Here is a 12212-nt window from a genome sequence, read left to right as displayed (position 1 = left end):
GAGCTGCGCGAGCGCGCATACGCCCTGTCTGACGAAGCTCTCGCCCCGCCGACGCCGCAGTGCGAGGCCTCGGCAAGTCCGGTCTCTCCCGCCCTCTGACGTGTTCGTCGTGTTCGTCGTGCGGTAACGCCCGCAACCCGGGCGCGACGGCACGCGTGCCGACGTTTCTCCGCCCGCGCACTGACGCCTCACTCCCCATCACCGACCCCAACCGGCATCGCGCGCGCCGGCACGGGGCCCAAGCAGCGATCGGAAGCATGATGAGCCTCGAATTTCTCTGGTACATCCCCAACACCGTCGAACCGGGACACCGTGGCGACGACACAACATCTGGCTGGGGGTCCGTCGAATATTCAACGGAACTCGCCCGTACGGCAGAAGATCACGGCTGGGGCGGCGCCCTGATCGGCACCGGATGGGGGCGTCCGGACACCTTCACCGTCGCCACGGCTCTGGCGGCTCGGACCACGACGTTCAAGCCACTGATCGCGATTCGTCCCGGCTATTGGCAGCCGGCTCACTTCGCCGGCGCGGCGGCGACGCTCGACCAACTCACTCGTGGACGCGTCCTCGTCAACATCGTCAGCGGACTGGACAACCTGGCCGCGTACGGCGACACACGCATCGACCCGGCGCAACGGTACGCCCGCACGCAGGAGTTCCTGCATCTCGTGCGGCGCCTCTGGACCGAAGAGGACGTCACGTTCAAGGGCGAGCATTTCCAGATCACCGGATCCACGGTCGCGCCACGCCCGTACGGCACCGATGAGCGGCCGCATCCGACGCTCTACTTCGGCGGTGCGTCCGAGGCCGCGCAACGGGTGTCGGCGGCCGAGGCCGACGTTCAGCTCTTCTGGGGTGAGCCACTCGACGGGCTCGCCGAACGCATCGACCGGCTCAAGACGTTGAGCGAGCAGGTGGGCCGTCGGCACAAACCACTCGAGTTCGGGCTGCGGATCACGACACTGGTGCGCGACACCACCGAGGAAGCATGGCGCGACGCCGAGGCGAAGGTCGCGAAGATGGCCGCAAGCGCCGGCGAGACCACCTGGACGGGAAACCGCAGGACGGCAGTCGGGCAGCAGCGCCTCTTCGATCTCGCCGAGCGCGGCGAGGTTCTCGACACCTGCCTCTACACCACCCCGGGCAGGTTCGGCGGCGGCGGAGCGGGAACCACCTGGCTCGTCGGCTCCGCCGACGACATCGCCACGGCCCTGCACAACTACCGCAAGCTCGGCATCACCCACTTCGTCCTGTCCGACACCCCCTACAAGCAGGAGATCAGTCGCATCGGTGACCAACTGCTGCCCAGGCTGCGCGAACCGGCCGGGTGAGGAACACGGCACCGCCGTCGAGCCCCCAACTGACGATACGTCAATAGCCGTCGAGCGTTCCGGGCATTGGCGGAGGACCACCACACCCGGTCGGCCAGTCCAGGGACCGGCGGCTGGAGCACAGGGCCGTTCGGACGGTCCCCCAACGGCTCGCCGCGCAGTGCGCGCAACGTCCCGGCGAGCACCTCCGAGCCCGTTCCCTGCGGCGCGCCGGGTCGATACCGAAGGCTGCGAAGGCCCTTTCCGCCTCGGGACCGAATCCGCCGTTGCCGAGACCGAGTTCGATTCGTCCTTCGCTGATCTCGTCGACGACCGCGGCATCCTCGGCGATCCGCACGGGGTCCTCCAGCGGAGCGATCACGACCGCCGTGCCCAGCCGGATCCTGCTGGTCTGCGCGGCGGCAGCGGCGGCAGCGGCGAGGAACGGCAGAGGCGAGGAACGGCAGAGGTGAGGGAACGCGTCCGTAATCGTCCTGGAAGTGGTGCTGGGAGATCCAGCCGCGCAGCACCGGGCGCGCTGGATCGGGTGGGCGGCGGAGTGTGGTTGGCGCCTCGGGCGAGCCCACACCCCTGCAGACGCTCAGCGTCCATTTGGCCGTCCGCACAGCGTGCCCGACTGAAGAGGGCGACCGCGCCTGAGGCCCGCCCGGCGATCGGCGGTGGCCGGTGAGCCCACCCACGATGTTGCCTTCCCTACATTTCCCATCGACTTACTAGGAAAACCTTGACGGCCCTCCCAGCGGGTGCGCAGGATGATGCACATGTCCCACATGCAGCAACGACTCGTTCGTCGTCGGCACGTCGACTTTGGTCACGTCGTCAGCGCCGCCTGCTGTCACGTGTAAGGCACGCGGCTCACACGTTCCGCGTGCCGTTCCGCTCCTTCTCTCTCATCCCAGGTGATCAGGTGCACCCATCCACTGCGCCTGACGGCCCGACGAACTTCTGAAGGACGACCGCCATGACCACGGCACTTCCGGCCCAGGCAACTCCATCGGGTTCACCACTCCCCGACATGCGCCATCTCCGCCTCGTGAGCGACACCGCGCACGAAGGCGACGAGGGAAACGGCTCTGCTCCCCTCGTCGGCTACCTCGTGCTCGTCCCCGAGGGCACCGATCCCACTCAGCTCTTCGCCAAGGACGTGACACGGCCGGAGATCCGACCGGTCGCCTACACGCAATCACCTCCCGTGCAGCAGGCGGGAGGCGGTGTCGTCCGCATCGATCCCGCGCAACAGGTCGCCGAGGTGGACGGACGCGAACTCGACCTCACCTACCTGGAGTTCGGGTTGCTGGCCCATCTCGTACTGCATCCCCACCGCGTGCATTCGCGCGAGCAGTTGATGGCCGGCATCTGGGGCTACGACCACATCGGTGACGGCCGCACCGTGGATGTCCACATCGCGCGGCTGCGCCGCAAGCTGGGCTCGGACTACCGGCACCGCATCGTCACCGTACGGCGCGTGGGCTACAAGTACGTGCCCGACCAGCACGCGAGCGCCAACTCCACACCCTGCCGCCGACCTTGAGGAGCACACCACCATGGCCGTTGCCACTGCGCCGTCCGGCCCCGCCGCGGAATCCGACCTGACCGGCCCCTGCCGTGCGCACTGGCTGCGCGTGGCCCGCGAGACGGCGGACGACCTGGCCACGGACGCAGTGGCCAGGGAGCAGGCAGGCAAGGCCCCGTTCGACGAGGTGTCCCGGCTGCGCGAGTCGGGACTGCTGACGCTCCTCGTATCGGCAGAGCTCGGGGGAGGCGGCGCTGACTGGCCCACGGCCTACACCGTCGTCCGGGAGATCGCCGCGGCCGACGGCGCGATCGGTCAACTGCTCGGCTGTCACTACTTCCTGTCGTGGAGCGCTCGGTTCTTCACCGAACCCTCTCTCGCTGCTCAGGTCGAGCGGCAGTCCGCGGCCGGGCAGTGGTGCTGGGGCGGCGGTTTCGCCCGTCAGGAACCGCCTCTGACGCTGGCCAAGACAGCCGCCGGCTATGTGCTCGACGGTCGGCAGAGCTACGCCACCGGGGTCCTGGTCGCCGACCGGGTCGCCGTGCGGGCCGTACGAGCCGACACCGGCGAACCACTCGCCGTCGTCGTCGATCCCGCTCATCACGGCGTGGGGATCGACGGCAATGTCGGCACTTTCGGCCAGCGGCTCGCGGCCGGCGGGAGCGTGGAGTTCGACGGTGTACCGGTCGCCGCCGACGACGTACTCGGCTCCCTGTCCGCGGACGAGGACGTCCTGTCGCCCCTGGCTGCACTGGTATCGCCGGTCGGGCGCCTCCTCTCCGTCCAGCTCCGTCTCGGCATGGCTGAGGGAGTGCTCGCCGAGGCCCGCGAGTACAGCAGGTGGGCGGGCCACTCACCCTGGCACCCCGCCTGGCCGGTCGGCTCTCCCCAGGACCCGCAGGTGCTGACCGCCTACGGAGAACTCACCGTCCTCACCCGCTCCGCGTCCGCGCTCGCCGATCAAGCACTGGAAGCCGTGCACGACGGGTTGGCACGCGGCGAAGACCTCACCTACGACGAGTACGCGGAGATCTCTGTCCTCGTGGCCATGGCCGAAGCCGCCGCCTCCAGGGCTGCGCAGGAGTCGACCGCCCGCGCCCTCGACATCATCGGCGCCCGGTCCGCGGCCTCGCCGCTGGGCTTCGACCGCTTCTGGCGCAATGCCCGGACCCACACCTTGTACGAGCCCGTCGCTCACCGGCTCCGCGATGTCGGGGACTATTTCCTCAACGGAGCGCACCCCCCGTTCGTCCTGCCTGTCTGAACGTGCGGGCCGGAGTGCCGGATCAGCAACAACGCGCGTGCTTCAAATGAATTGGGCTCGGATCTACTTCGGCCGGCTCGGCTCGACAACCGCATCACCCAGCACTACGCCCCGATGACTACGGCGACCTGCCGCGCCTGCTGCACCGGGTGACCGTCGCGAGCGACGTCCCCGCCGGTGTCGAGGGCATCCTCAGCCGCGTCGTCGAACGACGACGCCTCCCGCTGCACCCTTGCCACGGCCTGAGCCCCGCGACCACCGGGCAGGGACAGCTGCCAGGCGGCCCGCCCACAACGGACACCGACCGAAGCCGTGCGGGATAATGTGCGCATGCGGATCTCAGCCAGGGCGGACTACGCGGTACGTGCCGCGCTGCAGCTCGCCGCGTCACGGAATGACGGGCCACTGAAGGCCGAGGCCATCGCCGACGCCCAGGATATCCCGCACAAATTCCTCGAAAGCATCCTGAACGACATGCGCCGGGGCGGTCTCGTACTCAGCCAGCGCGGCGGCAACGGCGGCTACCGGCTGGCCAAGCCCGCCGAGTCCATCAGCATCGCCGATGTCATCCGCGTCGTGGACGGACCGCTGGTCTCGGTGCGTGGTGTCCGTCCCCCGGAGCTGTCCTACACCGGCCCCGCCGAGTCGCTGCTCCCCCTGTGGATCGCGCTGCGGTCCAACGTGCGCGAAATCCTCGAGGGCGTGTCGCTCGCCGACGTCGCGTCGGCCCAACTACCCGCCGCCGTATCCGCGTTGACCAACGCCCCGGGCGCCTGGGTGAACCCCTGACATGCCGGGCCACCCACCGTAGATCCCAAAAAGCGAGATAGCGGCGTCCATCATGTGAACTAGCCCTTGGGGTAGACGCCACCTTCTGCCACGATCCCTAGCAACCAGGTAGGAAAACTAGGGATCTATGGGGGTGGCCATGGGAGCGCTCGACCGCACAGCCCAGTCGCTGCCCCTTCTCACCTCGCGCCGTCACATCGACCTCGGCCGTACGTCCAGTGCCATCTGTCGGCACCTCTGACGCCACAGAACCTGACTCTCTCCGAACCAGCGCCGCCTCCCGCCGCCTCGCCTCTGTCGGCGGATCGGACACTCTCGGCTGACTACGCCCCCACGTTCCACTTCTCAGCCGCGACAGCATGCCTGCCGCCGACAGCGAGGAGTGGACTGTTGGTGCGCGCCGAGAAGCAGTACGCCTCGCACTTTCGTCACCTCCCTGATCGCCCATCCCTGAGAGGACACCTCCGTGTCTGCCGCAAGACCGCTCACCGCCCTGCGCACCATCGCCGTCATAGCCGCGCTTCCCCTCCTGCTCACCGCCTGCGGCTACGGTTCCGAGTCCACTGACGACGACAAGCAGACCGGGGTCGCGGCGGACGCCAAGAAGCTCTCCGCCGACGAAGTGAAGATCGGCTACTTCCCCAACCTCACGCACGCCACCGCTCTGGTGGGCGTCCAGGAGGGCCTGCTCCAGAAGGAGCTCGGCGGCACCACGATCAAGGCCGCGACCTTCAACGCCGGCCCCTCCGAGATCGAGGCGCTGAACTCCGGGTCCATCGACATCGGCTGGATCGGCCCGTCTCCGGCGATCAACGGCTACACCAAGTCGAACGGCAAGAACCTGCGCATCATCAGTGGTTCCGCCTCCGGGGGCGTGAAGCTCGTCGTCAACCCGAAGAAGATCAAGTCCCTGGACGACGTCAAGGGCAAGAAGATCGCCACGCCGCAGCTCGGCAACACCCAGGACGTCGCGTTCCTCAACTGGATCGCGGACCAGGGCTGGAAGGTCGACGCCGAGAGCGGCAAGGGCGACGTCTCGGTGATCCGCACCGACAACAAGATCACCCCGGACGCCTACAAGGCGGGTTCCATCGACGGCGCCTGGGTGCCGGAGCCGACCGCGTCCAAGCTGGTCGCCGAGGGCGCCAAGGTGCTGCTCGACGAGGCCGACCTGTGGCCCGACAAGAAGTTCGTGATCACGAACATCATCGTGTCGCAGACGTTCCTGAAGGAACACCCGGACGTCGTCGAGGCCGTGCTGCGCGGCTCGGTGAAGACCAATGAGTGGATCAACGCCAACCCGGAGGAAGCGAAGGCTTCCGCCAACGCGGCGCTCAAGAAGGAGTCCGGTAAGGCCCTGCCCGCCGAGGTCATCGACCCGGCCTGGGAGTCCATCACCTTCCTCGACGACCCGCTGGCCGCCACCCTCGACACCGAGGCGGAGCACGCGGTGAAGGCCGGTCTGCTGGAGGAGCCCGATCTGAAGGGCATCTACGACCTCGCACCGCTCAACAAGGTCCTCAAGGCCGAGGGCGAGGACGAGGTCGACGACGCCGGTCTCGGCGCCGAGTAACGACAACCGGACCCGATGAGTTCCCAGGAGGTGACGACCATGGCCACCACGATCGCCAAGGCTGTCGAGGACGCCACGGCGGTGACGCACGCCGCCCGTATCGAGCATGTCTCGAAGTCGTTCCCCGCGCCGGGCACGCCCGGCGGACATCAGCTTGTGCTGGACGACATCACGCTCGATGTCGCACCGGGCGAGTTCGTCACCCTCCTGGGGGCCTCCGGCTGCGGCAAGTCCACCCTGCTCAACCTGGTCGCGGGACTGGACCTGCCGTCCGCCGGCTCGATCGACACGGACGGCCGGCCCGCCCTGATGTTCCAGGAGCACGCGCTGTTTCCCTGGCTGACCGCGGGCAAGAACATCGAGCTCGCGCTGAAGCTGCGCGGGGTCGCGGGGCCGGAGCGTCGGCAGGAGGCGGAGCGGCTGCTGGAACTCGTACGGCTGCAGGGCGCATACGGCAAGCGGGTGCACGAACTGTCGGGCGGTATGCGGCAGCGCGTCGCGCTGGCCCGTGCGCTGGCCCAGGACAGCCGACTGCTGCTGATGGACGAGCCGTTCGCCGCGCTGGACGCGATCACCCGTGACGTACTGCACGACGAACTGACCCGCATCTGGCGTGAGACGGGCCTGTCGGTGCTGTTCGTCACGCACAACGTGCGGGAGGCGGTGCGGCTGGCGCAGCGGGTGGTGCTGCTGTCCTCGCGGCCGGGGCGGATCGCCCGGGAGTGGACCGTCGGCATTCCGCAGCCGCGCCGCATCGAGGACAGCGCGGTCGCCGAGCTGTCCGTCGAGATCACCGAAGAACTGCGTAGGGAGATCCGCCGTCATGGCCAGCACTGACACGGGCGTCGACGCCAGGAAGGACGGCTCGCCGGCAGCCGGGGAGCCCCAGGACACGCACGATACGCAAGATCTGGCGGGGCTGGAGGCCGGGCTCGACGCGCTGGAATCGGTAGAGGCCGGCCGTACGCCGCTGCGCGAGACCCTGATGCGCAAGGTGCTGCCGCCCATCACCGCCGTCGCACTGGTGCTGGTGGTCTGGCAGCTGCTGGTGTGGGCCGAGGTCGTCCCCGCCTACAAGCTGCCCTCGCCGTCCGCGGTGTGGGACGAGGTGACGGACGCCTGGCGGCAGGGCACGCTGCTCGACTACATCTGGACCAGCGTCTCGCGCGGCCTGCTCGGCTTCCTGATGGCGCTCGCCATCGGTACGCCGCTCGGCCTGCTGGTCGCCCGGGTGAAGTTCGTCCGGGCGGCCATCGGCCCCATCCTCTCCGGTCTGCAGTCGCTGCCATCGGTGGCCTGGGTGCCCCCCGCCGTGCTCTGGCTGGGCCTCAACAACTCGATGATGTACGCCGTGATCCTGCTCGGCGCGGTCCCGTCCATCGCCAACGGCCTCGTCGCGGGCATCGACCAGATCCCGCCGCTGTTCCTGCGCGCCGGGCGAACGCTGGGCGCGACCGGCCTGCGCGAAGCCTGGCACATCGTGATGCCGGGCGCGCTCCCCGGCTACCTGGCCGGCCTGAAGCAGGGCTGGGCGTTCTCCTGGCGCTCGCTGATGGCCGCCGAGATCATCGCCTCCTCGCCCGATCTGGGCGTCGGCCTCGGCCAGTTGCTGGAGAACGGGCGGAACAACGCCAGCATGTCGCAGGTGTTCCTGGCCATCTTCCTGATCCTGCTCGTCGGTATCGCCATCGATCTGCTGATCTTCAGCCCGCTGGAGCGACGAGTGCTGCGCAGCCGTGGCCTGCTGGTCACCCGCTGACCGAACGGATCGCGCTCGCCACGGGATGCGCGCCCGATCCCGCCGCACACCGGCGCACCCGGCGCACGGCACCAGCCCCGCAGTGGCATCGCCCCACAGCGGAGCCGGTGCTGCTGTGTGCCCGGCCTCCCAGACATTCGGCAACGGCGACGAAGTCGGACAACAGGGGCCAGTCGGCACGGGACCCTGGGTTTTCACTGGCGGACGTACTGGCTGATCGTCGTGCCGAGGTGATGCGGCGGACGATCTCCGTACCCGCGAAGCCGGCCGACTCCGTCCAAACACGGCCCCGGATCCCTCCCAGCTCAGCCGCAGTTGCTCAGCGCTTCGCCTGTGCAGCGGCTGGACGCCGGTTCCTTGGCTAGTGCCCCAACAGGCATCAGACGGACGCCGAGAGAGTCTGGATGACGCGGTCGCGCTCCGCGCCTTCTCCATACGCGTCGAGGTGGATCGCGCCCCCGGCGAGCACGACGACCCGGTCGGCGACTTCCAGGACCTCGTCGACGTCCGCAAATACCAACAAGTGAGACAACGGCTTCGTCACACTCCGCCACCCGACGGCCTGGAGTTACCATCCGAGGAACCGGCATCCGACCCGGACAGTGAGGCCCTCATGACGACACCAGGCGCGACAGCGATGCGACGCTGTCCCTGCGCGGCGTGTCGCGGCTGATCCAAGGCCCCGGTCCCGCGCGCACTCCGCCGCTCCGTCGCCGGGATTCTTCCCCGGCAGCCCCTCCGGTCCGGTGCCCGTTCCGGCATCCGGACTTCCCTTCCAGATCCTGGAGTTCCCATGACCTTGCTGACGACCTGGCCGGAGTCCGGCCCGGAGACCGTCGTGCGACGCACCTCCGACCCCGCCGAGATCGCCGCCGCCCTGGCGCCGCTGGGCGTGCGCTTCGAACAGTGGCCGATCCGCGAGGACGTCCCCGCGGACGCCGACAGCGACACCGTCTTCGCCGCGTACGGCCCGGAGATCGACAAGCTCAACGCCGAGGAGGGCTTCACCACGGTCGACGTGCTGGGGCTGCACCCGAGCGACGACCCCGAGTACCCCGTGAAGGCGAAGGCCGCGCGCGAGAAGTTCCTGCAGGAGCACACGCACGAAGACGATGACGAAGTCCGCTTCTTCGTTTCCGGCGCCGGCATCTTCTATCTGCACGTGAACGGCGAAGTGCACGCCGTGTACTGCGAGAAGGGCGACCTGCTGGGCGTGCCTCGCGGCACCACGCACTGGTTCGACATGGGCACCCGGCCCGCCTTCACCGCGATCCGCTTCTTCCACGAGGAGGACGGCTGGATCGGCAACTTCACCGGCGACCGGATCTCGGAGCGCTTCCCCGACTTCGACACCATCGCCGCCGGCTACGAGAAGGGCCGGGCAGCGGCGTGACCCACCTGTTCGACGTGGACTCCGTGGTGCTCGACATCGAGGGCACCACGAGCGCCACGGGGTTCGTCGTCGACGTGCTCTACCCGTACTCACGCGCTCGGTTCGCGGCACTGCTCGCCGAGCGGAGCGAAGACCCTGAGGTGGCGCGCGCTGTCGCCCAGGTGCGCGAGCTGCTCGGGGAGCCGGACGCCGACGCGGCACGTGTCGAGAAGGCGCTGAACGCCTGGCTCGACGAGGACCGCAAGGCGACCCCGCTCAAGACCCTCCAGGGCATCGTGTGGGCGGAGGGCTTCGCCCGCGGCGATCTCACCTCGCACTTCTTCCCGGACGTGGTTCCGGCGCTGCGGCGCTGGCACGCGGCGGGCGTCCGGCTGCACGTGTACTCGTCCGGTTCGGTGGCCGCGCAGCGCGCCTGGTTCCGCAGCAGCCCCGAGGGCGACCTGCTGCCGCTGGTCGACGGGTTGTACGACACGGAGAACGCCGGGCCCAAGCAGTCACCGGAGTCGTACCGGGCGATCGCGGACGCGCTCGGCGCCGCGGACCCCGGCCGTCTCCTGTTCCTCTCCGACCGGCCCGGCGAGCTGGACGCGGCCCGGGAGGCGGGCTGGCTGACCGTGGGTGTACGGCGCCCCGGGGAGCCGTACTACGAGCAGGGCGTCGGCGGCCACCTTCAGGCCGGCGTCTTCGACGACATCACCATCGCAAGGAGCACCACGTGACCGCCGAGATCTCCGCACTCGACCTGGAGGAGGCCGGGGCCGTACTGGCCGCGGAGGCGGCCAGGTTCGCCTCCTTCGGCTGGATGCGCGGCACCTCGGGCAACCTGTCCGCGGTTCTCTCCCGCGATCCGCTGCGGCTCGCGGTCACCGCGAGCGGCCACGACAAGGGTGAACTGACGGCCCGTGACGTGGTCCTTGTGGACGGCGCAGGCGCGGCGGTCCACGGAGGCAAACCCTCCGCCGAAGCCGAGCTGCACGCGCGCGTGGCGGCGCTGACGGGCGCCGGGGCGGTCGTGCACGTGCACACGGTGGCGTCGGTGGCGATGGGCCGCCGGGAGCCGGGCGGCATCGTCTTCAACGACCTGGAGATGCTCAAGGGCGTCGGCCAGCCGGCGCATGACGTGGAGGTCACCCTTCCGGTCATCGCCAACAGCCAGGACATGAGAGAGCTGGGCGACCGCCTGGAGGCGGCGCGCGACCCGCGTATGCCCGCGGTCGTCGTGGCGGGCCACGGCCTGTACGTCTGGGGCGCTGATCCGCGTCAGGCGCGACACCACACCGAAGTGGTCGAATGGCTGCTGGAGCTGGAGTTGGCGGGGCGCTGACCGGCACAGCGAAGGGCGCCGTCGCTCCTGAGGAGCGGCGGCGCCCTTCGGCGTGCGTCAGGCCAGGTGCTGCACCGGCAGCTCACCCGCCGCCACCTCCAGGACGCCGCGCTCCGTGACGAGGGCCGTCACCAGACGGCCCGGCGTGACGTCGAAGGCCGGGTTGTGGCCCCGCGACTCGGCGGGTGCGGTGCGGACGCCGGCCCACTGAAGTATCTCGTCCTCGCCGCGCAGTTCGATGTGGATGGCCTCGCCACGCTCCGTCGACAGGTCGACGGTCGTGGTGGGCGCCGCGACCATGAAAGGTATCCCGGCGTCGGCGCAGGCCAGGGCGACACCCACGGTGCCGACCTTGTTCGCCGTGTCCCCGTTGGCGGCGATCCGGTCCGCTCCGACGATCGCCGCGTCCACCTCGCCGCGCAGGATCGTGCCCGCGGCGGCACCGTCCGCCTGGACGTAGTGGGGGATGCCCTCCTGCGCGAGCTCCCAGGCGGTGAGCCGGGCGCCCTGCAGCAGCGGCCGGGTCTCGTCGGCGTACACCGCCTCGATCCGCCCGCGCTGGTGCAGTTCGCGGATGACGCCGAGCGCCGTGCCCCAGCCCGCGGTGGCCAGCGCGCCCGTGTTGCAGTGCGTCAGGATGCGCAGCGGGCGGTCCCCGGCACGGTCGGCGGTCCGCTTCAGCAGCCAGTCCGCGCCGTACGCCCCCATGGCACGGTTGGCCTCGACGTCCTCGCGCTGCACGGCCGCGGCTTCCGCAAGCACCGCGCCGAGTCCTTCGTCGAGCCGTTGCCGGACGCGGTCGACGCAGACGGCGAGGTTGACGGCGGTGGGCCTGGCCTCGCGTATCCGGGAGACCGCCGCGAGCAACTGCTCCCGGTCCCATCCCTCGCGCTCGCCCTGCTGCAGGGCCAGCGCCACGCCGTACGCCCCCGCCGCGCCGATCGCCGGTGCGCCGCGCACCACGAGCCGCTTGATGGCGTCCACCAGAGCGTCCACGTCGCGGACTTGAAGGATCTCGGTGCGGTGCGGAAGGACGGTCTGGTCGATGAGCGCGAGACCGTATTCCGTCCAGTCGACGGCGCGAAGTTCCTGGGGCATAGCGGGGCACTCCTGATGGTGCGAGATGCGCGCCACCGTACATGACCTGGAGCAGCCACAGTTCGAGACGGTCGCGCAGGTGTCCGGATTCCGGTGTTACTCTCCTGCACCCACAGCCCGAGTGCCGATGCGAAGGAGGACGTGTGCTGCTGACGATGCGCCGCT

General features: G+C 69.6%; 13 protein-coding genes and 2 pseudogenes. 12 read left to right on the top strand and 3 right to left on the bottom strand.

The window, feature by feature from the left end; all coding sequences use genetic code 11:
- Positions 1 to 257: 257 nt before the first annotated feature.
- Positions 258 to 1334 (top strand): LLM class flavin-dependent oxidoreductase, encoded by a 1077-nt coding sequence (locus ACSMXV_RS36765; RefSeq protein ID WP_473175408.1) that lies wholly within the window; start codon positions 258 to 260, stop codon positions 1332 to 1334.
- 40 nt (positions 1335 to 1374) lie between these two features.
- Here the strand turns inward: ACSMXV_RS36765 and ACSMXV_RS36760 are convergent, their stop codons facing one another.
- The gene (locus tag ACSMXV_RS36760) at positions 1375 to 1902 is read right to left on the bottom strand and encodes an LLM class flavin-dependent oxidoreductase (protein ID WP_473175407.1); all 528 of its coding nucleotides are present in this window, start codon (positions 1900 to 1902) and stop codon (positions 1375 to 1377) included.
- A gap of 393 nt (positions 1903 to 2295) precedes the next feature.
- Between ACSMXV_RS36760 and ACSMXV_RS36755 the strand changes: the two genes are divergently transcribed.
- From ACSMXV_RS36755 to ACSMXV_RS36720, 8 genes and pseudogenes are all read left to right on the top strand, one after another.
- A complete protein-coding gene (locus ACSMXV_RS36755) occupies positions 2296 to 2865 on the top strand; it encodes a winged helix-turn-helix domain-containing protein (protein ID WP_473175406.1) in 570 nt (189 codons plus the stop codon).
- 13 nt (positions 2866 to 2878) lie between these two features.
- Entirely contained in the window at positions 2879 to 4111 is a 1233-nt protein-coding gene (locus tag ACSMXV_RS36750) for an acyl-CoA dehydrogenase family protein (protein WP_473175405.1), read from the top strand.
- A gap of 84 nt (positions 4112 to 4195) precedes the next feature.
- A pseudogene (locus tag ACSMXV_RS36745) lies at positions 4196 to 4434 on the top strand (hypothetical protein); the annotation flags it as partial.
- Positions 4435 to 4441: 7 nt separating this feature from the next.
- A complete protein-coding gene (locus ACSMXV_RS36740) occupies positions 4442 to 4900 on the top strand; it encodes an RrF2 family transcriptional regulator (protein ID WP_473175404.1) in 459 nt (152 codons plus the stop codon).
- A gap of 127 nt (positions 4901 to 5027) precedes the next feature.
- Positions 5028 to 5141: a putative leader peptide gene (locus ACSMXV_RS36735; RefSeq protein ID WP_473175403.1), complete on the top strand. Its 114-nt coding sequence runs from the start codon at positions 5028 to 5030 to the stop codon at positions 5139 to 5141.
- 225 nt (positions 5142 to 5366) lie between these two features.
- Positions 5367 to 6473 carry an aliphatic sulfonate ABC transporter substrate-binding protein gene (locus ACSMXV_RS36730; RefSeq protein WP_473175402.1) on the top strand — a complete coding sequence of 369 codons (1107 nt, stop codon included), beginning with the start codon at positions 5367 to 5369 and terminating at the stop codon, positions 6471 to 6473.
- Between the two features lie 39 nt (positions 6474 to 6512).
- The gene (locus tag ACSMXV_RS36725; RefSeq protein WP_473175401.1) at positions 6513 to 7310 is read left to right on the top strand and encodes an ABC transporter ATP-binding protein; all 798 of its coding nucleotides are present in this window, start codon (positions 6513 to 6515) and stop codon (positions 7308 to 7310) included.
- A complete protein-coding gene (locus ACSMXV_RS36720) occupies positions 7297 to 8232 on the top strand; it encodes an ABC transporter permease (RefSeq protein WP_473175400.1) in 936 nt (311 codons plus the stop codon). The genes ACSMXV_RS36725 and ACSMXV_RS36720 overlap by 14 nt, the downstream gene beginning before the upstream one ends.
- Before the next feature lie 379 nt (positions 8233 to 8611).
- Here the strand turns inward: ACSMXV_RS36720 and ACSMXV_RS36715 are convergent.
- Positions 8612 to 8755: pseudogene (locus ACSMXV_RS36715) on the bottom strand (hypothetical protein); the annotation flags it as partial.
- A gap of 270 nt (positions 8756 to 9025) precedes the next feature.
- Here ACSMXV_RS36715 and ACSMXV_RS36710 point away from each other — a divergent pair.
- Genes ACSMXV_RS36710 through mtnB form a run of 3 tightly spaced genes read left to right on the top strand, consistent with a single transcriptional unit; the run spans position 9026 to position 10949 of the window.
- Positions 9026 to 9625 carry a 1,2-dihydroxy-3-keto-5-methylthiopentene dioxygenase gene (locus ACSMXV_RS36710; protein WP_473175399.1) on the top strand — a complete coding sequence of 200 codons (600 nt, stop codon included), beginning with the start codon at positions 9026 to 9028 and terminating at the stop codon, positions 9623 to 9625.
- Positions 9622 to 10344, top strand: a complete 723-nt coding sequence (gene mtnC, locus ACSMXV_RS36705) for an acireductone synthase (RefSeq protein ID WP_473175398.1) — start codon at positions 9622 to 9624, stop codon at positions 10342 to 10344. Before ACSMXV_RS36710 ends, mtnC begins: the two co-directional genes overlap by 4 nt.
- Positions 10341 to 10949 carry a methylthioribulose 1-phosphate dehydratase gene (gene mtnB / locus ACSMXV_RS36700; RefSeq protein WP_473175397.1) on the top strand — a complete coding sequence of 203 codons (609 nt, stop codon included), beginning with the start codon at positions 10341 to 10343 and terminating at the stop codon, positions 10947 to 10949. Before mtnC ends, mtnB begins: the two co-directional genes overlap by 4 nt.
- A gap of 57 nt (positions 10950 to 11006) precedes the next feature.
- On the opposite strand, the gene mtnA is transcribed toward mtnB, so the two are convergent.
- Complete coding sequence (gene mtnA / locus ACSMXV_RS36695) at positions 11007 to 12047, bottom strand: S-methyl-5-thioribose-1-phosphate isomerase (RefSeq protein WP_473175396.1); 1041 nt, start codon at positions 12045 to 12047, stop codon at positions 11007 to 11009.
- Positions 12048 to 12212: the final 165 nt, after the last annotated feature.

The sequence above is a fragment of the Streptomyces sp. DSM 42067 genome, from assembly GCF_055792885.1.
This window is presented reverse-complemented; position numbering and strand designations above follow the sequence as displayed.

Bases quoted from the DNA above. Each gene is read 5' to 3' on its own strand.
- ACSMXV_RS36765 (WP_473175408.1), top strand. From the start codon at position 258: ATGATGAGCCTCGAATTTCTCTGGTACATCCCCAACACCGTCGAACCG.
- ACSMXV_RS36755 (WP_473175406.1), top strand. From the start codon at position 2,296: ATGACCACGGCACTTCCGGCCCAGGCAACTCCATCGGGTTCACCACTC.
- ACSMXV_RS36750 (WP_473175405.1), top strand. From the start codon at position 2,879: ATGGCCGTTGCCACTGCGCCGTCCGGCCCCGCCGCGGAATCCGACCTG.
- ACSMXV_RS36740 (WP_473175404.1), top strand. From the start codon at position 4,442: ATGCGGATCTCAGCCAGGGCGGACTACGCGGTACGTGCCGCGCTGCAG.
- ACSMXV_RS36735 (WP_473175403.1), top strand. From the start codon at position 5,028: ATGGGGGTGGCCATGGGAGCGCTCGACCGCACAGCCCAGTCGCTGCCC.
- ACSMXV_RS36725 (WP_473175401.1), top strand. From the start codon at position 6,513: ATGGCCACCACGATCGCCAAGGCTGTCGAGGACGCCACGGCGGTGACG.
- ACSMXV_RS36720 (WP_473175400.1), top strand. From the start codon at position 7,297: ATGGCCAGCACTGACACGGGCGTCGACGCCAGGAAGGACGGCTCGCCG.
- ACSMXV_RS36710 (WP_473175399.1), top strand. From the start codon at position 9,026: ATGACCTTGCTGACGACCTGGCCGGAGTCCGGCCCGGAGACCGTCGTG.
- mtnA (WP_473175396.1), bottom strand. From the start codon at position 12,047: ATGCCCCAGGAACTTCGCGCCGTCGACTGGACGGAATACGGTCTCGCG.